Consider the following 19,244-nt stretch of genomic DNA (forward strand, 5'->3'; position numbering starts at 1 on the left):
TCTGCAAGGTTAGACTTTCCGCAACTCGACCTACTTAAGGAGATTTCATAAATTTGAAATCTCCTTTTTTTATGCCAATAAGAATCTGTGAGCCAAAACTGTTAGTGTTGGGTCATTTATAGTTCGATATTTATGGGTGAAATCTGTAGGCTTTTGTTGAAGACTACCTTAAAACACACTCTACAATAGCATTAAGACCTTTTTTTTAAAAGTTCGATTTCTCCTGTGGGATGGGGTTGCAAAGCTGAACAATGAGTTTAGTAGCCAGTTTGGAAAGAAATGTGGTGGCTACTTTGGCAGAAATCTACACACTAAGAGCAGGTTATTCTTAGCACTTTGCTATGTCCAAAATTTCGGGCGGCCCTTACGGCAATAATTTTTAGAAAGTGAATTAAACTCCTGTCAAATTCAATCACACAGTATATTTTTAAATGAATTATACATAGCATTTTTTGCTACTTGTCCTCAGGATTCCGGTTAAGAACTCTATCCAGCTCCTTCCCGAATACCTTTTAACATCCTCTGGGTTAGCGTAGGTTGTACTTACAGCGCTTTCATTTTCCCAATCTGTTGTGCCAAAAGCATACGTGCTAGATAAGGCGTACGGCTTGTACGTGCCTTTTAATAGTGCGATGATGTCAAAGGCAAATTCCGAGAAGTAAGTTTCCGAGTGAGTTATTCTTGCTCTTAAATGGTACTTACCGACTTTTTTGCATTTGGAGTGCGCCCAAAAGAGCAGGGAGTTGCGCCATGGTTCTTCATCATCATACAGATACTCGAACAAGATCTTTCCACTGGAATATTTTTCGTGCGATTCTGGACGAAGGATGTAGCCGCCATAAAATCCCCTAAGGTCTGAACCATCTAAATAGGCATCGAGTGCTGCAAAATCCTTTTCATTGCTTTTGTGTAATTCAAAGAAAACAGTTGCACAAAAGAAAGTTTTGGGCAGGTAAAATCTATAGTCATGGACTGAAGGTTTAGGGATCCCCATCAACGGTCTCAATTTCCTCAAATGCTCGACAGCCTGTTTTACACTTTTTTTATTGAATACGGACTTTACCTCGATTACCCCATACACGTATTCGACAGGGATGGCCAGTGATCTACCTGAATCGGAAGAGTCCGGATTTCCTTCGACCCAAAGAATAGGCGACTCCATCTGGTCATAAATGATTACATCATAATGCACCATGTTCTCTGAGTTAGGAATGCCCTGCGAGACAATATAGCCAGAGGTGACGCCATATCGCTTTGGTAGGAAGTTGGTGAGCCACCTGCGAAACTCAGCTTCGGCAACATTACCGTGTTCAGTCTGTACCGCTTTTTTACGACTCATCTCACGCGCCCTATCGTATGCCGATAGCATTTCATCTCTTGCCATCAGGAACTGTTTCCAGCCTTGATTGGGAGTTTGTATATTCATTGGAGGAATGTCTTTTGCCTTGAAATTTAACTTTACACGCTAATTTACAAAATCAGAATACAAAGTGCAGACTCTTGTTGTAGCTAATGGAAATTTTTATAATTACCTCAATCTTAATTCAGCAGATTTATACAGTATATTAGAAGTCTGAAATAAAGAATGGCAGGATATACATGAACTTTGACACCTTTAAAACTTAGGGAGATAATCCGCAAAATGCTTTTGACACCTTTTACCGAGTAGGATTTATTAAAAAAATATATGTCATTTAAAATACTTGCGAGTATTCGCTTTCTGGAATTACAAGATCTCGACCTGATCGAGACACCAACCTTTAAGATTACCACTCATGATGCTGAAAAAGCAAAAGTCCTCGGTAGTGAATTTCAGAAATTCGCGCGGCTACGTGACCTGAGATCTTATGATAAAAATGCAATGGCATATGCTGTTTATGAAAGCATTGATGATAACCCGATATTTCAGCAAGAGATGAATGAAGAATTAACACAACTGTGCTGGCAGATGGAAATATTCCTATTGTTCCTGTGGTTTGTAAAAGATAATAGTATTAGCCTGGAGCAAGCATACGGCCAGTTTACTATTGTCAAATCAATAAACTGGTGGACGGGCAGAAATGTGTTTTCGACTTGTATTGGGGCAATTTGAGAATACTGCGTTCAATAAAGCTGAATTGAAGGACGCCTGTTGATTTGCTATTAAAATATACAGAGCATTGCACAAATAAGAACTCGGAGAGCCAAAAGGAGAAGTCGGTACATAAAAAAACGATGCTGAGTGGTGAATTTCAGTCGGGAGTTGATCCCTACAAAATTGAGAATAGGATTGAAAAGGCGATGTCCTTTTTGAGCAGCGCCAGGTCCACACCTCATTTACCTCAGAAAATAACACACTACATGGCCATACTTGAATGCTTGTTCTCTACAGATGGCAATGAGATCATTCACAAGGTCTCGGAAAGAACCGCCTTTTATTTGGAAGGCACTACAACGGAGCGCATAGCAATTTATATGGCTGTTAAGAATGCATATAACATAAGGTACAAGTTTGTACATGGAGATAAACCTCCCAAAACGCACGAACAATTATGTGTCATTGCAACCGAGGTTGATGCAATAATAAGGCGCGTTCTAAAAAAACTAATTCTCAACGACCATATAACTTTCTTACAAAAAGATCTGAACCAATATTTCAACAAGCTGATTTTCTAATACTTGATGGTTCATTGTGCACCTTGTTGAGCTTTTGGTATCTGTCGCTTAGCACTAAATGTGGTCAAAAGTCGGAAAATGATGTTGATTTATCCACTCATGTTAACGTATGGATAAGAATATATCACTATATTGGATGGTTGCTTAGGCTCTACTGGTCTTTAGGCAATAAACTTAAATTTTGTCAAAATGAATTTCGGAAAAGCTTATTCGATTACGCTTAAATTTTACTTTGCTCATTATAAAAACTTCTTGGATTTTATTGAAGGATATATTAAAAGTAATGTTGAATCCTTTGATACAGCTAATCCCATAGATGAGTCATTGGCAAAAGAAAATCCCGAGTATTACTATTCTCTGGTGGACGATATTTCTGAAAAATGGTGGCAGCACAGCCGTGATTTCCCAAGTGAGTTCAGGACAACTTTTTTAGCACAGGTATTCAGTGGAATCGATGCACATCTAAATATTATTTGCGCAAAATTTCACAGCATACATTTGCCACCTAAAGAGATGAGGTCGATGAAAGGCAGTGAATGGTCTCAGAAGGGAAAGTATCTTAAAAAATTTGCTTCTGTTGATTTCACCACAATTCAAAAAGAATGGGATCTATTGGAGCAAATTAGGCAGATTCGTAACCTAGTCATTCATCACCATTCAAGTGTTTCGGCCAATGATAAGGATTGGTCGTCTGTTAAAACCTTCATAAAAAAGAATTCAAACTATATCATTTTTAAAGATGATATCGAAGAGCTCGATGAGACCGGAAAATTGATTTATGAAGTATATCCCAATCATCGCTTCGACTTTCTGATACCTACTTCAGATCTCAATCATTTATTATTATTAACTGCTGAAAATTTCTTCAATAAACTTCTCCCCTCAGATATCATTCGAAAAGTGAATCTAAGACAATGCAAATATATATAACCTAAATAATTACAATGGAATTCAAGCTATTAGCACTACAGTTAAACAAAGAAAATCAATATACAAAGAGACTAAAGATTGGAGTGTTATATAGATTTACCGAGGAATTCGAGTTTATATACGATCCGAAAGCTAAGAATAAAGGTAAACGGGCTCACGACTATCTGATCGAGATCCGTGATCGAATAACTTATCCCGAACGGTCTTTATGACCTGCATGATCATAAATCCATAAATCATGTAAACATTACGGCGATCCTAGGGAAAAACGGCGCTGGTAAGAGTACATTACTAGAGTTATTATACCTGCTTCTGTATTCCCTATCAGAAAGAAAAGAATTTTTGCAGGATCGAAGCAACAATTCCAGATTCATAGAGAAGAGGCATTTAGCAGACTATTACGAACAACAAAACAAGAAGATAGATGAGATACTTGAGGTTTCGCAAATGGAGCTTTTTTTATAAGTTAAATGATGAGTTCTGTCTCATCTCCAATTCTGGTAAACAGATCAATTTTTATGTATTAAGGTCTGGAAAATGGGAAATAGAAGAATTTAAGCGCAATAAATTCTTTTACACTATTTGCGTGAATTATTCACTTCATGGGCTTAACAGCACAGGTGAGTACTTTTGGTTGAATGGTCTTTTTCATAAAAATGACGGATATAAAACCCCTTTGGTCATTACTCCATGGAGAGACCAAGGTAATATTGATATTAATGTAGAGCTTCATCTTGCACAAACTAGGATATTAGCAAACATCATAGGGGAATCATTTGAATCGGAGAATATTATAGATGACAAAGCTATCGCTGAACTGGAGTTCAAGCTCGTGCCGGATAATGTCGGTAAGATTGACTTTTTTACTTTAGCTTTTATTTACAGGAATACGAAGGAAATCACCAAAGTAGACCTGATCGATCTTTTTGAAAAACTGATAACAACATACGACACGGCGGTAAAACCTGATATAGAAGAGGTATTAAAATATCTAAAAGATGATCTTCGGAAAGAAAATTCTGAAAAGAATGAAAACCGATCACTGCTTTCGCAATTTGCATTTGACAATATGGATTCAGTAGATAATAAACTGATAAGATGCTTACTTGCAAAATATATTGTCTCCAAAGTGGTAAAAATATGCATGAAGTATTCAGATTTCAGTGAGTTTTACGAGTTCTTGGTCGTATGAAGAAAATAATGTCGCCAATATCCTACTTATCAATAGCACATCTAAACTGATCCAGAAGCTCAAAACTGACCGAACCCCACGTCACACTAAAGTTGAAGCAGGCAATCAACGCATTTTTGTTCGACTATATGGGTAATGCCAATTGGATCATAGAACGTAATCCAGCGAATCTGGACAGAGCAATTTTTAAGACTATACTGGATTTTTCGGATTTTAAACAGATAATTCGAGATGCTTATAGTAATTCAAAACAAAAGAAAAAAGTGGTATCTAACTTCATACCGACCGGGCTTTTCTGGCCGACAGTTATGATAGCCAGTGATAAAGGTAACTTCCCTTTGGGCATTTAAGTTCTGGCGAACAGCAAATGGTGCATGCTATTCATTCTATTATCTATCATATCCTTAATCTTGATTCTCTGGACGAATCAAAACAGCCATACAACGCTGTCAACCTCGTATTGGATGAAATAGAGCTATATTATCATCCTGAATACCAGCGGCTTTTTGTTAAAAAGTTACTGGAAAGTTTGGGTAGATTGAAGCTGAAAAGTGTCAGCGGATTCAATATCATATTCTCTACGCACTCGCCATTCATACTCTCCGATATTCCACATCGTAACGTCCTGAAATTACGAGATGGAGTTGCAGCTCCCTTCAATGACGAAGCGAAGACCTTCGGATCTAACATTCATGAAATGCTTACGGACAGTTTCTTTCTTGACCAAAATCTTATAGGGGCGTTCGCAGAATCAAAGATACAGGATTGCATTAAAGATTTGCGTTTGCTTGAGTTGGGAAGGGAAAAGACTCTGTTGGAGAGATCAAATCAAAATAATGAGAACACGACTCTTTATATCCCGCATAAATGAAGATATCAACAAACTGACTGGGAAGAAAAAGGGCTTCGATTACAAAGAAGCATATGATGCTGAGATCAGGAGCCAAAAGTTACTAAAGACAATAAGTATTATAGGGGAGCCTGTCGTAAAATACAAATTATTGGAAATGTATGATGAAAGCCCTGATGATTGAAGACCGGATAAGAGCCAAGGCTAGGCGCGATATTCAGGAGATTATGGAAAGAACCGGAATAAGGAAGGAGGATTTTTAACCATGTTTCACCTTGATCTAAACGCAACTAACATTGCATCTGCAAAAGATATCCATTTCAACATGTTCAAGTGTTATGTGAATCGTCGCATCGGTAATCCGAGATGTACTCCGCCCATAGGTCATAAATGTACCATCTGTGATTCGAGGCTGAAATCTATCAACGTAAACCCAAGGATTACAACCTTTCTTACTAATCCTGTCAATCTCTCCGATATATTGATTGGAGATCCTATCAGTCTATTAGCGGTCGACACTCGTTTCTGGACGACGATTTTTCCGACGTACAATTATCAGAGCTGGCGCCCTATTTTAACAAAAAACATACCCACTCTAGTTATAATGGGCCACATCGTGCACAAGCTTTACAGGTCTTTGCTATTATAAAGGACCTCAACAAAGTGCTTGATTATGGATGGTTCACAGATAAGAAGAATAAGCATTACAATGCCTACAACTTATCAGAATACCTGAATAGGGAAACATGTACCTACTGCAACCGGGCATACACATCGACAGTGGTCATTAAAGCGAATGGACAATGCATAACAAGGCCAACATTGGATCATTGGTATCCGAAATCAGAATTTCCACTTCTTGCAGTTTCGTTCCAGAATCTTATCCCATCCTGCCATTCGTGTAATAGCTCAATTAAAGGGACTGTTCAACTAAACCTAACCGACCATATCCATCCTTATGTGGACAGCACGCAGAATGAGGACTTTCAATTTGGATATTTCTATTCCACGGTCTTAAATAAATATCGGATTTTTGTGAAGGATACTCCTCAAAAAAGTTCAAAGTCTCGAGATACGCTCAAAGCAATGTTTATTGATGAGATTTACAATACGCACCATGCGGAACTCAGCGAAATACTAACCATAGAAAAGAATTACTCAAAATCTTACATCAAAAAGATGCACCTTCTTCTTGGACAAAAAATATCAAAAGAAGAGGTTTATCGTTTGCTTTTTGGTGTGTACTACGAAAACAAAGAATTTTATAAAAGACCGCTAAGTAAGTTTAAATATGACATATTGAAACAGCTCGGTATGCTTTCAGAGATGGAAGAGGGCATCTAATTACTTCGTCAAGGATTCGGTATCTTGGACTTTCTCTGTTTTTTTGTAAGTTCTTTCAACAAGATATAGAAGATCCATTATAATAAATGTTCCTTCGTTCTCAAAGCGTCTTAAAGACTTGTCAATAAGATACAATTAAACAGGTTTGTCAAAATTTAGTATATTTATCAAAGTGAGGGGATGAAATTGAATCAGAGCATTTAATAAAATACTATTATAAAATAGTTGTAACTTAAGTATCAAAAGATAGATAATGAAAATCACGATTTTCTTTTCTTGGCAGTCCACAACGGATCAAAAATATAATAAGCACTTTATTCTGAAGTGTATCGAGGCTGCTGTAAAGAAACTAAAAAAGAAACCTAATCTTTCTGACTTACAATTTGAGATTCAGGAAGGAATAAGGGGCGAGTCAGGGTCAGTAAAGGTTGCCGACACGATTGTAGATGAAAGGATACCTAATTCTGACATTTTTATCGCGGACTTGTCCGTAATAAACAGCATTCCTAAACCAATGAAGTACTTTCACAGGCTTTTTGGACTTCGGCATATTGTAAACATAAATAATAATGTAATGTACGAATATGGAATAGCAAAAAATGAGCTAGGCGAAAGAAGAATAATAGGTGTCTTGAACAATCACTACGGCTCCCCTCTTGATGATGCTACTAACATTCCTTTTGATATTCGACATAATCGATTTCCCATCGAGTATCAGTACTCGTCAAAAACAAAAAATATAGATGAAATTAAGGAAAATCTTATAAACGATCTTTACGGTGCTATAAAAATAGCGACAGACCATGTGATTGCGAATCAGAAAATTAAATACATACCCCTTATTCCATGGAAGGAATGGGCAAAATATATACAGACAAAACATAGCTTTATTGTCAACAATAAAATTGAGCAATTAAGGAGTGAATTAATAGGTCTTGCCACTGCGCCTCGAAACAATTTCAGAGTTATCGGACAACCTGGAATCGGCAAAACCAGAACCCTTTTCGAGATTTTTAGGGAAAGGGATGGCGATGACCAATCAAAACTTCTCTCCGCAAGGGTACTATATGTCAACTGTAACGATCATTCTAATTATGATTTCCACTTGTTATTACAAAAAATAGTTAATGATAAAGACGATAAAATCATTGTTTTAGACAATTGCTCTAAAGATCTGCATCGAAGCCTTAAAACACTGGTAGAAAGTGTAGACAGTAAAATATCGTTAATAACAGTTGATTCTAATCCAGAGGAAGCCCATGACATCATATCTAACATCAGGTATTTTTTCATAAAGAGAGGTGATTTACACGATGTAGCAGAAAGAATTATTGATGAGGAGGCGAATCTAATAGGTGACGAAAATCTCAAAAGAATAAAAGATTTTGCTCAAGGGAATTCGCTAATGGCAACTCTATTGGTGGATAGTATAAAATCAGGAGGTAAAATAGTTGGGAAATTGGAGGACAAGGATTTGCTGGATAGGTTATTAGGTGAGAAGGGTAGAGATCCAAGAAATCGAACAATGCTCAGATCGTGTTCGTTATTTAATTACATAGGTTTTGAAGCTGATAAAAGGGAGCAGATCGACTTTATAGCGACGAACAAGAATATAACCAGCATAGACGGGGCGGAAGAGGTACTGAAGCATGATTTTGTTGCTATATGCAATTATTATATAAAAAGGGAGATTGTTGAAAAAAGAGGTAGGTACATTGGTGTCCGGCCATTGCCATTAGCTATGTATTTGGCACAAGAGTGGATGGATACTTGTGACGACAATAAATTCCTAAGTGTAATCACAGATATAGCGAGACTTGAATCGCAACATAGGACACGACTTTCAGAGGCCTTTGCCGAGCAAATGAAATATCTTGGCTATGATGATAAAGCAAACCAAATAATTGGGAAGATTGTGGGGGAAAACGGCCCTTTCGATAATGCGGAAGTTTTAAATACAGAGTTGGGTTCACGCCTCTTCCGCTCGTTTGTTGAAGTGAATCCAGTAGCTGTCTCTGAAAATCTCTATCGCAACTTTTTTAATAAAACAACTGCCCAGTTGTCCAGTATAAAGGAAGGTAGAAGAAACCTTATATGGGTTCTTGAAAAACTTTGTTTCGATCGTCGGACATTTGGAAAAAGTATCAAAGTACTGTTAAAGTTTGCTGTTGCTGAAAACGAAAACATATCAAATAATGCTACCGGTCAATTTTTACAGCTATTCAACATTCAACTTGCCGGAACAGAGGCAAACCTGACTGAGAGGTTGGATGCCATTAAATGGGGGCTTCAGCAAAATGACGAAAGATTTAAGCGGTTAATTCTTAGTGCACTTAGTGTAGGCTTAAAAGGGAGGGGTTTTAGAAGAGATGTCGGTGCAGAATATCAAGGGACTTATGTTCTAAAAGACTATGAACCTGACTATTCCGAAATCGTTCATTACTTTGATGAGATCATAAGAATTCTTAGAGACTTATATGATAATGATGAAGGAAGCAAGGAAACTATAGAAAATATTGTTATTGAAAGACTAAGAGGATTGTGCAGGGCAAGACTGGGACTGCTAATTCTCTATTTCTTGGAAGAAATTATGTCGAAAAAGAACTTCTTTTGGCAGGAGGCTCTTAACTCTTTGAGGTTGGTTAGGGATTATGATTTCAATGTTATGGATGAAGAATCGAAATCGAAGATCCAGCAGTTAATCGACGTACTTACAAAAGACGACTTTTTAAGTAAATACCTCGATTCACAGAGATATATTGTTGAAAGAAGGAATTTTGAAGAAACCAATAAGAGACTGATAAGGGCATCTGAAGATTTGGCCGATGAATTTTTTGACCAAGATGTGAAATGGGATGAAGTCTTCCCGGCAATATTTTCAAAGAACAATGGGGTTCCTGGCTTTTACTTTGGCAAGCGCTTATATGAAAATTATGGTGATGACGTTGAACTGAAATGGAAATTTTTATCCATAGTTTTTGACACTATGTCCGCGATCGCAAAGGATCAAAGAAACCCATCGATTATTATAGGTTTCCTATCTAAAGCTACCAGTGAGATAATGGATAAAGTAAAAGGAGCACTGATTGAAAACGATAAATTGGATTCTTTGTTGTTTGAAATTATTGGTAGTAGAGAAATAAGCATAGAGGATCTCGATCCTTTATTCTCTTTGATAGATGGTAAACAAAATAAAGTCTTTGATTTTGAACGTGTCCGAAGTATTGGATCCCTTTCACTTGAAGAGATGGAAATATTTTCAAACAGATTATTCTCATTTGGAAAAGAGGGTTATCAGGTCGCTTTTAATATACTTTTTGATTATTCATTTGATGATGCATTGAAAAAGAAAGAGCTTACTGAACTATTTAAAAAGTGTTACCTAGAGTTAGGGGTAACCGTAGAAGGACAAACTACCATAGATAATTACAAATGGTTCAAAACACTAACTGACATATTGGAGAATGTAGAAGAGTCAGAATTTGCGAAGAAAATAAATAAAGAGTTTATAGACTCAATTGACAGATATAGATCGTTTACATGGGATCATGACATATTGAATTTATATTACACACTTATCAAATACCATTTCGATGTAGTTTGGCCTTACATTTCTGAAGTACTTATCTCAAGTGAAAAAGATTATGATAGGTTTCATGCGCTTACATCTATTTTTCAATCAAATATTAGTACGACAAATAATATGTCCAACGTGGGTGTCTTGTTTAGTGGAAATATTGATAGAATTTTTGAATGGTGCCATGACAATTCTCCCGAAGCTCCAACAATTATAGCAGATTTAGCACCCATTTTTGATGGAAACAACGATGACTTCAAAAACTGGCATCCAGTCGCTACTAGGCTAATTGACGAGTTTGGAACTATCCGATCAGTTTTAAGTAATATTAGTGCAAATATTGGGAGTTTTTCTTCGATAGGTTCGGTGGTTCCGTACCTGGATGTTCAGAGAGAATTGTTCAATAAACTAATAAGCCATCCTACTCTTGAAGTTTCTGAATGGGCAAAAGAGAATATTGGTTATATTGAGAAAGATATAAAACGAGAAAGAACGAGGGATGAAGAGGAATATCTTAGATAGAGTATTATCTGTGGTCCCCAAAAAAATGAATTTATATGATCTACATTCGATATCACTATTAAGGTAAATTGAATTGTTTAGTATTTCCTATGGTAGTCTTGTTTTACCGAAGTTGTAGGCTCTTAACGTAAGGTCTGTTCAATGCTTTTTTGTTGTATCATGATAATGAAAAGCCTGGTTCAGAGATTGAAACAGGCGATTAAATCTTATCAGGTTGTAGCCTATTTAAGATGCTTGCTTGCGTTTAGAATAGCTTCATAATCTTCTATAAGGTTAGACTTTCCGCAACTCGACTCTACTGGAAAAAAGCTCGACTTGCGTCGGGCTTTTTTAGTATAAAGTAGTAAGTATTTAGTGTTTAGACGGCAGCCGTGCCGGAAAGAATTTTATTAATAATATTATAGTCTCATAGTTTAAGTAATAACTTTCAACTTTTGACAAGCCGATTTATTTTAGGAGAACGATAGGTTTAATTTATTTTGCAAATAGTTTTTTCTAAAAATGTATAGGAGACCTAAATATAGAAATGCCTTTTTGCCAATCTTTCATTCTATTTTAATATATCCTTCGAGTAATATAAATGAATTCATATATTAGTATGTTATTAACAGGTTGTTTACCAGTTTATTGATACCTAAAATTATAATTTTTCCAGGAAGCAAAAGGGACTAACCTTAAAATAGAATTCCAATGTACATACTGTATTGTGATACTTTATTGAGTGTTTTTTTATGTAATTTTTGGTTCAGATTGGAGAGTCATTCAACTGCTACTGATCAGGAAATTAAAATTATAATTCTTAAGGAATGTCTTTAAACGTAATAATGACCTAGATGATGACAACAACACGACATGAGTATTGGAAATTATTAATAAGCAATTTTAAACGGATGAGCTATGAAAAGATTTATTTTTTTGATTTCAATTATCATAACATTATGTTCCTGTGAGCGTAATGAAATTGAAATTAACAATAATAGCATTATTGGAGAATGGAAATTAGTTCAAATAGATCAATACGTTATGAACCCTTCAGGAGCTAAACTATCTACAACTGATTACAGTTCAAAAAATGTGATTTATAATTTTCAAAAAAACAATTTGTTAAAAGTTAGCGGCGGTGAAAATTTTGGATATAGTAATGGAGAATACCCGTATGAATTCAAAAAAGATTATTTAAGTGGTTTTCCTTCGCCTGAAGAAACTAAAATTAATCTTGTAATTATTAATGATTCAAAATGGGTTTTTTAATTATTCAGGTTCTCAAATAACTTTGAGTAAAGCTTACGTTGATGGTCCAACGTTAATATTGGAAAAGAAATAAAAGTAATTCTTTAGTACGTAATGGTTGAAAGCCATATTTATGGCGTGCCTCACCAGGACTGCAATATCATTAAGTTTAGAGAAAAATAAGGCCATTGGCATATTTTCAGTGGCAGGTGGGGACACCTGCCACGGCGAGAAAACCCCATCGGGGTTAAATGCCGTAGGCATGAAATATCTCTTAAATGCCATCGGCATGAAATATCTATAGAAGTGAAAATCGCCTCAAAAACCAACGCCGTAGGTGTGGCATATTTGTTAATTACCCTGCTATAATAGTTTCATCGCGATGGGATTGTGTTACTATGACCACAAAATAGTTTCCAGAGCTAAAGCTCTGGAATGACAGTTTCTTTTTTTTAAAAGGGCGATTTTTGGGGAAATTTAGGGGCGGCTCGCCGCCCCTAAATTTCCCCAAAAATCGCCCCCTTTCCCTCGATATGCGTGTCATCGTAATCGCAAGATTAGCAAACTATTTTTATTATTTAGAAACAACAGTGTCCGGTGAAAACACCGACCGACCTTAACTTAATGACATTGCTCGATTGTACAGGTTCGCCATAGCACGTTTCCCCAACTGCCGCTGAAAAAACAAACATACCATTTTACCCTATGTGGGAAATTGTTTTAGAATATTTATTTATCACGCCATGCAACCCTGTAGGGGTGACACTATGAATTGCTGATTATTTTATTAGACAATAGACATAAGACAATAGACATTAGAATTGGTATGATGTGTTATTTAACACCGATGAAGTCGGTTAGTCGTGGTAAGTTGAGGCAGCTGCCACTGAAGGAAAACGTAAATATTCTCCAAAACTGTGGGTGAATTTGAAGTTATTTTTAATTTTGATGTTGAATCTCTTTTGCAGAACTACAAGGGAGTTTTAACGAATTCAGGCTTTGAAAAGCTTACTGGTATCAATCAAAGGTTGATGTACCAATATGCGACAGGACTTAAAAAACCTCGGGAGGCACAGAGAAGGAAGATAACCGAAGGCCTCCATAATCTAGCAAAAGAACTACTTGCCATAGAACTATAGACTTTCACCAATTTTAGAAATGTTTGTGTTTTGTTCATTTATTTAAGGGAACCCTATCATTTGTTCAATGTAATTTTAGTACAGTACTAATATTAAACAAACACTAAAAATAATCCAATAAAATTTCAATGTCTGCTTGATTTAATTCAGGGTTATAATGTAAGTTTGAGGATAACTGGGAGAAATCTAGTGAGTTAATAATTTAAATTGTCTCTGGCAGAAATATTCTTAAATATATGATTGGGTTTGAAATCACAAAATATGAAATACATTCAATAAAAATTTCAAGTTATTCCACACAAATATTCTTGTATAATTATAATGATGGAATGAAATTAATACCAAGCGGAATAAATGAAAGAGAAGATCGATTGAAGTGGGAGCATATCGAATTTCATATTGGGGACAAATTAAGTATAGAAATTAAAGATATTAAGGAAATCAGTTCCCCATGCTATATTGATAAACACTTTTAATTGCTGATTTTTTAGATAAAAGAATCACGCTGTGAAAACAAAACGCTTGCACAGCGCCTATATAGTTTCTCTCGCTAAAGCGAGAGAATGACAAGCATTCTTGGGGGGCTTGGGGTGAATTGGAAGGGAAAGAGGTCGCTGCGGCGACCTCTTTCCCTTCCAATTCACCCCCCTATTAAACGAGGGATCCTGTCATTCTCTCTCGTAAGAGAGAAAAACTATTTAGTGAACTATGTAAGAAGTTTAAACCTCAAAAGCAAAGTCATTTATTTAAAGGAATTTAACAAACATGCCACACCTACGGCGTTGGTTTCTGGGGAGATTTCAATGCTATAGATATTACATACCTACAGCATTTAAGACGAATTTCATGCCTATGGCGTTTAATTCCTATGGTTTCGGTTCGCCATAGCAGGCTTGCTCAAATGCCACTGAATAGAGAAGTTTTTGGAGAAATGTTTTCTTTTATTTAATCAGAGTCTATATGAAGTCTATGTTTATTACATATCAAACATTGAAACAGATAGCCTACTAACCTTCCGTCTTTCGACAGGTTCTGCAACACAAATTCCTTTTTGTATCTAATATTATTAATATCATCCTGTAACTCTTCCATGAAGGGTTCAATAGTTTTGGTGTCGGCATAACCTATAAATGCACAAGGTTGGTTACAGTGTGTCAGCCATACCTCTTGTTGCCAACCGTTGTAGCTTGGTGTTCTTTCACATAGTTCAGATTTTAGGTCTTCATTTATGTTTTTGGGATTTTCAATACTTTCATAATCAATAAAATAGCCATCCAAAGTTAAAGCCGCATTACCATTTTCAATGCACCAAGGGCAAATATATTCTTGTTCTTCATAACTATAAAAAGAGCTATTATAACGAATAGTCCTTTCTTCATCGCAGGCGGAGCAAATGCCTTCTTCTTCTACAAAAATATTCAGACTAAAAGCATTTGGGCTGTATTTAAAGTGTGGTAGTTCCATGGTCGTGCTTAATTAAAAAAACGAAAGTGTAGATAATATTAACAAGAATATTCCAAAAATCCGAATATTATTAACTTGTTTAATAGTTGTTTAAAGAAAATGATTCGTTGTTCACTAACAAAAATGCCTTAACCCCCAATCAGTAATATTGGTATTTTAATCCGTAATCTGGATACAGTTATATCCATTGATAAACCTGAACTTTGAGTAAGATAATTTTAAAAGATCTATGGTTATAAATGCAAAGTTTAATAATATCATCATATATAAATTGTTTAGTATGAAAAGATTTTATTTATTTCTTGCCCTAGCTACATGTTTCTCCTCATGTAACACCTTACCAGATTCCAGAGAATGCCGATAGATTGCCTTTGACGGATGCTGTTTCGAGTTTTTTTGATAAAATTGGTGATGGTATCTTGGTAACGTTATCTACTATGGAGATAATATTGTAGACTCTCCCACGGATATCTGGAATAGTGATCATTGGCGTTCAGGCCTTGAAATGGCTAGGTTATGGGCGAAAACCATAAATAAGCATGGCGGGGATGCTACAGTGATTCATCTCCCTGAAGTTGGTATCAAAGGGAACACGCATTTTCCTTTTTCAGACTTAAATAATATTGAAGTAGCCGATGCATTGTCAAAGTGGTTGACAGAAAAGAATTTAAATAATTAATCTTATGAAGATATTCCCAAAATTTGGACTAGTGCTGATCATCTTTAACCTACTTTACAGTTCATGTAAGGCAGAAATAACCAATGCTAAAGATGATAATCCAGTAAAGGTTGAAAAATTAAATGATTATAAAATTTTGATTGTTTACCTCTCCAGAACTAAAAACACTCAGGCATTAGCAGAAATAATCCATGAGAATTTAGGAGGAGACCTGCATGCACTTGAACTGGTGACCCCTTACCCAGAGGACTATCAAACTATGGTGGACCAAGTAGCTGAAGAAAATTCTAGTGGTTACTTGCCACCTTTAAAAACAAAAATTAAAAATATAAAAGACTATGATGTGGTATTTGTTGGATTTCCTACATGGGGAATGCAGTTACCTCCACCAGTTAAGAGCTTTTTAAAGGAATATGATCTTACTGGAAAGATTGTAGTTCCATTTAATTCCAATGCTGGTTATGGAATAGGGAACAGTTTTGAAACAGTTAAACAATTATGTCCCAATAGTCGGATTCTGGAGGGTTATTCAACTCAAGGAGGAAAAGAAAAAGATGGGGTTTTCTTTGTAATGGAAGGGGATAAAGAAAAACAAGTTCAAAATGAAATAAAAAATTGGTTAAATAAAATAAAATCAGAGATAGAAAAGATTAAAGTATAAACCCTTAAAAAATCAAGTTTATGAAAAAAGTAATTATTACAATTCTTTGTATGGTTGTAGGCGCGACCATCACCCTTGCACAGGAATCAACAGATCTGAAAATGATTGAAAAACTTTCGAAAGATAAATGGCAGTGGATGGCGGAAAAAAATGTGGAAGAGCTTGACAAGTTGTTTGATGAGAAGTCTATGTTCGTTCATATGGGTGGATCTTGGGGTAAACAACAAGAATTAGATGTTATTAAATCAGGCAATATTTGGTATAAAAATGCTGAGGTTTATTCAGTAACAGTAAATTTCATAGGCAACACAGCTATTCTCTTAAATGATATCGATTTAGAAGCTGTAGTTGGAGGTAATACTGTTGTCAATCCATTTATGGTTACGGAAGTTTATGTCAAAGAAAATGGAGTATGGAAGATGGGTTCATTGTCTTTCTCCAGATTGTTGAGGGCCAGTCAAAATTAAGAGTGACACTGAAAACATACCTACACCATAAAGTCTTTTAAGTGTAGTAAAATTCGATTTTATTAAATTGATTTTCCGTAACTTTCATTAAGATCATATTTTTATACTATGGATATCATCAATAATGAGGACAACCTGCAATTTGAGTTTCACCAGGATGGTGAAATTGCTAGGTTGGAGTATCGTTTTTATAAAAAAGATATTGCCATGATGCATACGGTCGTGCCAGAAAGTATGCAGGGGCAGGGGGTTGCTTCAGCTTTAGCTGAAGAGGCATTTGCCTTCGCAAAAGCCAAGAATAAGAGAGTAATGGTTTACTGCCCTTTTGTAGCTAAATACGTTAAAAAACATCCTGAACTCAGCGATCAAATCGATCGTGATTACCATCCTAATTTATAGCCCTAAAGATTTATGTCTTCCTTTTTCCCAAAATCACTTGTATTAAAGAACGGTAAACATGTTTTGATCCGAGAAGCCCAGGTTTTGGATGCTGAAAAATTATTGAAATGTATCAAGACTTATATTCCCCAAAGTGAATACGTCCCCAAATTGGAAGAAGAGATCAAAGTTACCATTGAACAGGAGCAGGATTGGATTCAATCTTTTTTGGATAGCCCTAATTCTATCTTATTATTGGCAGAATACGAAGGAGAGGTTATTGGTAATATTGACCTAACTGGAAGCAGAAGGAAAATAATGGAACATACCGCTGTTATCGGGATGGGGATGATTTTGGAATGGAGAAATTCTGGTCTTGGATCATCGTTATTAGCCGCTGTTATAGAATGGGCAAGGAAAAATCCGATACTCGAACTCCTTTGGTTACAAGTCTATACCGATAATCAATTGGGACTTGCTCTATATGAAAAAATGGGCTTTATGGACAATGGGACCATTAAAAACTTTTTTAAGAAAGATGGTCAATATTCTCATGTTAAAACGATGTCATTGAGCTTGAAGTAATAAAATTTTTACAATTATCAATTCATTAAAAATCAGGTTGTTATCATGGTTCTGTAGTGTATTTGTGGTGGCAAATTTAGATTTTTATTCCCTTCGAATAAGATTCTGTAGTGACTAAGTAGGGCTTAGAATTTCCTTTAGCTTGAAAGTTTTATTGGAACTTTAATATCGGTTTTCCTGTCTGGAAATTAATATCCTTTTGGAGGAATTAAATGTTTGGATTTGGGAATTCTCAATAACCTATGTTAAAGAAAAACACAATTAAACTATAAACCAAATTTTATTATGAGAATCTTTCAAATTAAATGGGCGAAGAGCGTCCCTTGGGCTATGTCCCTATTGGCAATGCTCGGTACTGTTTCTTGTAAAAAAGAGACAACAATTGCTGAGAACCAGATTGATGAGTGGAAAACTGCTGCTAGAGCTGTTACTTACAACTTGGTATGGTCAGATGAGTTCAATTATTCAGGTCTTCCTAACAGTCAAAAATGGAGTCATGAAATCTGGGATCCTGGGCGTGTCAATAATGAGAAGCAAGCCTATACGAATCGTCTTGAAAACACACGTGTAGAGAACGGGCACCTTGTTATCGAGGCCAGGAGGGATTGGCACAATGGTCATGAGTACACATCTGGTAGGTTAAATTCCAAAGTGGGATGGACCTACGGCAGGATGGAGGCAAGAGTGAAAGTCCCTGCGGGATGGGGAACATGGCCGGCATTCTGGCTTTATCCAAATGATGAATCAAAATATGGCTGGAACAATACTACCAATTATTGGTGGCCCAATTGTGGTGAAATTGATATTTTGGAACACGTTGGCAAGGATCAAAACCAAGTCCATGGATCGGTACACAGTAGGGATTATTACTTTAGGATTGGGAATCAACGGACTGGTAAAACTTATGTAGGCGATGCGACAACTGCTTATCATGTCTATGCGGTTGAATGGTCACCTGACCGCATTGATTTCTTTGTGGACAACAATAAATATTATACTGTTTATAATGATTATTCTGGATGGGGATCTTGGCCGTTTAACCATGATTTTCATATTATTCTAAATCTAGCAGTAGGAGGAGACTGGGGAGGAGATCCTGATCCAAATATTTGGCCACGTAGAATGGAAGTTGATTATGTACGTGTTTATAAAATGGAGAATAACCAATCCATTATCGGTCGTACCATTACATTGAAAGGAAATAACAATCAATTTGTAAGTGGCCAAAACGGTGAGAATCCTGTGATTTGTAACCGTCCGAATGCTCAAGCATGGGAACAATTTACGGTAGTTGATGCTGGCAATGGGAAGGTATCTTTGCGCAGTATGAACAAGTATTTGTCTTCTGAAAACGGAAATGGTCCAATGACCTGTAATCGTCCAAGTATCGGTGATTGGGAAAAATTCACTTGGGAAGTTATGCCGGATGGTAAAGTCGCATTAAGAGGTAATAATGGAAAATATGTTTCCTCAGAAAATGGGGTCAATCCTATGACTTGCCAACGGGATAATCCACAAGCCTGGGAAACTTTTACATTTAATTAGTATTAATAAATTCCCAAAGTTAACCA

21 protein-coding genes are annotated in these 19,244 nt (G+C 36.1%); 19 read left to right on the forward strand and 2 right to left on the reverse strand.

The window, feature by feature from the left end; translation table 11 throughout:
- Window positions 1-436 precede the first annotated feature (436 nt).
- Complete coding sequence (locus FGL31_RS04660; RefSeq protein ID WP_138089870.1) at window positions 437-1,426, reverse strand: DUF6602 domain-containing protein; 990 nt, start codon at window positions 1,424-1,426, stop codon at window positions 437-439.
- A gap of 261 nt (window positions 1,427-1,687) precedes the next feature.
- Here FGL31_RS04660 and FGL31_RS04665 point away from each other — a divergent pair, with 261 nt between their 5' ends.
- The 13 genes from FGL31_RS04665 (at window position 1,688) to FGL31_RS04725 (ending at window position 13,439) form a co-directional block, all read left to right on the forward strand.
- Window positions 1,688-2,092: a hypothetical protein gene (locus tag FGL31_RS04665; RefSeq protein WP_138089871.1), complete on the forward strand. Its 405-nt coding sequence runs from the start codon at window positions 1,688-1,690 to the stop codon at window positions 2,090-2,092.
- 122 nt (window positions 2,093-2,214) lie between these two features.
- Window positions 2,215-2,655 carry a HEPN domain-containing protein gene (locus FGL31_RS04670; RefSeq protein WP_138089872.1) on the forward strand — a complete coding sequence of 147 codons (441 nt, stop codon included), beginning with the start codon at window positions 2,215-2,217 and terminating at the stop codon, window positions 2,653-2,655.
- A 189-nt stretch (window positions 2,656-2,844) separates the two neighbouring features.
- Window positions 2,845-3,585, forward strand: a complete 741-nt coding sequence (locus FGL31_RS04675) for a hypothetical protein (RefSeq protein WP_138089873.1) — start codon at window positions 2,845-2,847, stop codon at window positions 3,583-3,585.
- 14 nt (window positions 3,586-3,599) lie between these two features.
- Window positions 3,600-3,797, forward strand: a complete 198-nt coding sequence (locus FGL31_RS04680; RefSeq protein WP_138089874.1) for a hypothetical protein — start codon at window positions 3,600-3,602, stop codon at window positions 3,795-3,797.
- Window positions 3,798-3,816: 19 nt separating this feature from the next.
- On the forward strand, window positions 3,817-4,050 hold the full coding sequence (locus FGL31_RS29610; RefSeq protein ID WP_394366178.1) for an AAA family ATPase: 234 nt from the start codon (window positions 3,817-3,819) through the stop codon (window positions 4,048-4,050).
- Window positions 4,010-4,777 (forward strand): hypothetical protein, encoded by a 768-nt coding sequence (locus tag FGL31_RS04690; protein ID WP_138089875.1) that lies wholly within the window; start codon window positions 4,010-4,012, stop codon window positions 4,775-4,777. The genes FGL31_RS29610 and FGL31_RS04690 overlap by 41 nt, the downstream gene beginning before the upstream one ends.
- Window positions 4,778-4,869: 92 nt before the next feature.
- A complete protein-coding gene (locus FGL31_RS04695) occupies window positions 4,870-5,127 on the forward strand; it encodes a hypothetical protein (RefSeq protein ID WP_138089876.1) in 258 nt (85 codons plus the stop codon).
- Between the two features lie 17 nt (window positions 5,128-5,144).
- Window positions 5,145-5,648 carry an AAA family ATPase gene (locus tag FGL31_RS04700; RefSeq protein WP_138089877.1) on the forward strand — a complete coding sequence of 168 codons (504 nt, stop codon included), beginning with the start codon at window positions 5,145-5,147 and terminating at the stop codon, window positions 5,646-5,648.
- Window positions 5,614-5,811, forward strand: coding sequence for a hypothetical protein (locus FGL31_RS04705; RefSeq protein ID WP_138089878.1), 198 nt, complete (start codon window positions 5,614-5,616; stop codon window positions 5,809-5,811). The genes FGL31_RS04700 and FGL31_RS04705 overlap by 35 nt, the downstream gene beginning before the upstream one ends.
- A gap of 479 nt (window positions 5,812-6,290) precedes the next feature.
- Entirely contained in the window at window positions 6,291-6,971 is a 681-nt protein-coding gene (locus FGL31_RS04710; protein ID WP_138089879.1) for a hypothetical protein, read from the forward strand.
- A 253-nt stretch (window positions 6,972-7,224) separates the two neighbouring features.
- On the forward strand, window positions 7,225-11,070 hold the full coding sequence (locus FGL31_RS04715; RefSeq protein WP_138089880.1) for a hypothetical protein: 3,846 nt from the start codon (window positions 7,225-7,227) through the stop codon (window positions 11,068-11,070).
- Between the two features lie 897 nt (window positions 11,071-11,967).
- The gene (locus tag FGL31_RS04720) at window positions 11,968-12,321 is read left to right on the forward strand and encodes a lipocalin-like domain-containing protein (RefSeq protein ID WP_138089881.1); all 354 of its coding nucleotides are present in this window, start codon (window positions 11,968-11,970) and stop codon (window positions 12,319-12,321) included.
- An 896-nt stretch (window positions 12,322-13,217) separates the two neighbouring features.
- A complete protein-coding gene (locus FGL31_RS04725; protein ID WP_138089882.1) occupies window positions 13,218-13,439 on the forward strand; it encodes a hypothetical protein in 222 nt (73 codons plus the stop codon).
- A 945-nt stretch (window positions 13,440-14,384) separates the two neighbouring features.
- On the opposite strand, the gene FGL31_RS04730 is transcribed toward FGL31_RS04725, so the two are convergent.
- On the reverse strand, window positions 14,385-14,903 hold the full coding sequence (locus FGL31_RS04730; RefSeq protein WP_138089883.1) for a CbrC family protein: 519 nt from the start codon (window positions 14,901-14,903) through the stop codon (window positions 14,385-14,387).
- 505 nt (window positions 14,904-15,408) lie between these two features.
- Between FGL31_RS04730 and FGL31_RS04735 the strand changes: the two genes are divergently transcribed.
- The 6 genes from FGL31_RS04735 (at window position 15,409) to FGL31_RS04760 (ending at window position 19,218) form a co-directional block, all read left to right on the forward strand.
- Complete coding sequence (locus FGL31_RS04735; RefSeq protein WP_232046272.1) at window positions 15,409-15,582, forward strand: hypothetical protein; 174 nt, start codon at window positions 15,409-15,411, stop codon at window positions 15,580-15,582.
- Window positions 15,583-15,586: 4 nt separating this feature from the next.
- On the forward strand, window positions 15,587-16,243 hold the full coding sequence (locus FGL31_RS04740; RefSeq protein ID WP_138089884.1) for a flavodoxin: 657 nt from the start codon (window positions 15,587-15,589) through the stop codon (window positions 16,241-16,243).
- Window positions 16,244-16,263: 20 nt separating this feature from the next.
- Complete coding sequence (locus tag FGL31_RS04745; protein ID WP_138089885.1) at window positions 16,264-16,710, forward strand: nuclear transport factor 2 family protein; 447 nt, start codon at window positions 16,264-16,266, stop codon at window positions 16,708-16,710.
- Window positions 16,711-16,818: 108 nt separating this feature from the next.
- Complete coding sequence (locus FGL31_RS04750) at window positions 16,819-17,109, forward strand: GNAT family N-acetyltransferase (protein ID WP_099369631.1); 291 nt, start codon at window positions 16,819-16,821, stop codon at window positions 17,107-17,109.
- Between the two features lie 12 nt (window positions 17,110-17,121).
- Window positions 17,122-17,673, forward strand: coding sequence for a GNAT family N-acetyltransferase (locus tag FGL31_RS04755; RefSeq protein ID WP_138089886.1), 552 nt, complete (start codon window positions 17,122-17,124; stop codon window positions 17,671-17,673).
- A 285-nt stretch (window positions 17,674-17,958) separates the two neighbouring features.
- The gene (locus FGL31_RS04760) at window positions 17,959-19,218 is read left to right on the forward strand and encodes a family 16 glycosylhydrolase (RefSeq protein ID WP_138089887.1); all 1,260 of its coding nucleotides are present in this window, start codon (window positions 17,959-17,961) and stop codon (window positions 19,216-19,218) included.
- The last annotated feature ends 26 nt before the right edge of the window (window positions 19,219-19,244 follow it).

Origin of the sequence: Sphingobacterium daejeonense, assembly GCF_901472535.1 — a bacterium.
In the GTDB taxonomy this organism is placed as follows: domain Bacteria; phylum Bacteroidota; class Bacteroidia; order Sphingobacteriales; family Sphingobacteriaceae; genus Sphingobacterium; species Sphingobacterium daejeonense.

Excerpts from the sequence above, each read along its gene's own strand:
- FGL31_RS04760 (WP_138089887.1), top strand. The coding sequence starts at position 17,959 with ATGAGAATCTTTCAAATTAAATGGGCGAAGAGCGTCCCTTGGGCTATG.
- FGL31_RS04705 (WP_138089878.1), top strand. The coding sequence starts at position 5,614 with ATGAGAACACGACTCTTTATATCCCGCATAAATGAAGATATCAACAAA.
- FGL31_RS04715 (WP_138089880.1), top strand. The coding sequence starts at position 7,225 with ATGAAAATCACGATTTTCTTTTCTTGGCAGTCCACAACGGATCAAAAA.
- FGL31_RS04735 (WP_232046272.1), top strand. The coding sequence starts at position 15,409 with ATGGCTAGGTTATGGGCGAAAACCATAAATAAGCATGGCGGGGATGCT.
- FGL31_RS04720 (WP_138089881.1), top strand. The coding sequence starts at position 11,968 with ATGAAAAGATTTATTTTTTTGATTTCAATTATCATAACATTATGTTCC.
- FGL31_RS04660 (WP_138089870.1), bottom strand. The coding sequence starts at position 1,426 with ATGAATATACAAACTCCCAATCAAGGCTGGAAACAGTTCCTGATGGCA.
- FGL31_RS04680 (WP_138089874.1), top strand. The coding sequence starts at position 3,600 with ATGGAATTCAAGCTATTAGCACTACAGTTAAACAAAGAAAATCAATAT.
- FGL31_RS04700 (WP_138089877.1), top strand. The coding sequence starts at position 5,145 with ATGGTGCATGCTATTCATTCTATTATCTATCATATCCTTAATCTTGAT.
- FGL31_RS04730 (WP_138089883.1), bottom strand. The coding sequence starts at position 14,903 with ATGGAACTACCACACTTTAAATACAGCCCAAATGCTTTTAGTCTGAAT.
- FGL31_RS04755 (WP_138089886.1), top strand. The coding sequence starts at position 17,122 with ATGTCTTCCTTTTTCCCAAAATCACTTGTATTAAAGAACGGTAAACAT.
- FGL31_RS04675 (WP_138089873.1), top strand. The coding sequence starts at position 2,845 with ATGAATTTCGGAAAAGCTTATTCGATTACGCTTAAATTTTACTTTGCT.
- FGL31_RS04690 (WP_138089875.1), top strand. The coding sequence starts at position 4,010 with ATGAGATACTTGAGGTTTCGCAAATGGAGCTTTTTTTATAAGTTAAAT.
- FGL31_RS04665 (WP_138089871.1), top strand. The coding sequence starts at position 1,688 with ATGTCATTTAAAATACTTGCGAGTATTCGCTTTCTGGAATTACAAGAT.
- FGL31_RS04745 (WP_138089885.1), top strand. The coding sequence starts at position 16,264 with ATGAAAAAAGTAATTATTACAATTCTTTGTATGGTTGTAGGCGCGACC.
- FGL31_RS04740 (WP_138089884.1), top strand. The coding sequence starts at position 15,587 with ATGAAGATATTCCCAAAATTTGGACTAGTGCTGATCATCTTTAACCTA.
- FGL31_RS04750 (WP_099369631.1), top strand. The coding sequence starts at position 16,819 with ATGGATATCATCAATAATGAGGACAACCTGCAATTTGAGTTTCACCAG.
- FGL31_RS04670 (WP_138089872.1), top strand. The coding sequence starts at position 2,215 with ATGCTGAGTGGTGAATTTCAGTCGGGAGTTGATCCCTACAAAATTGAG.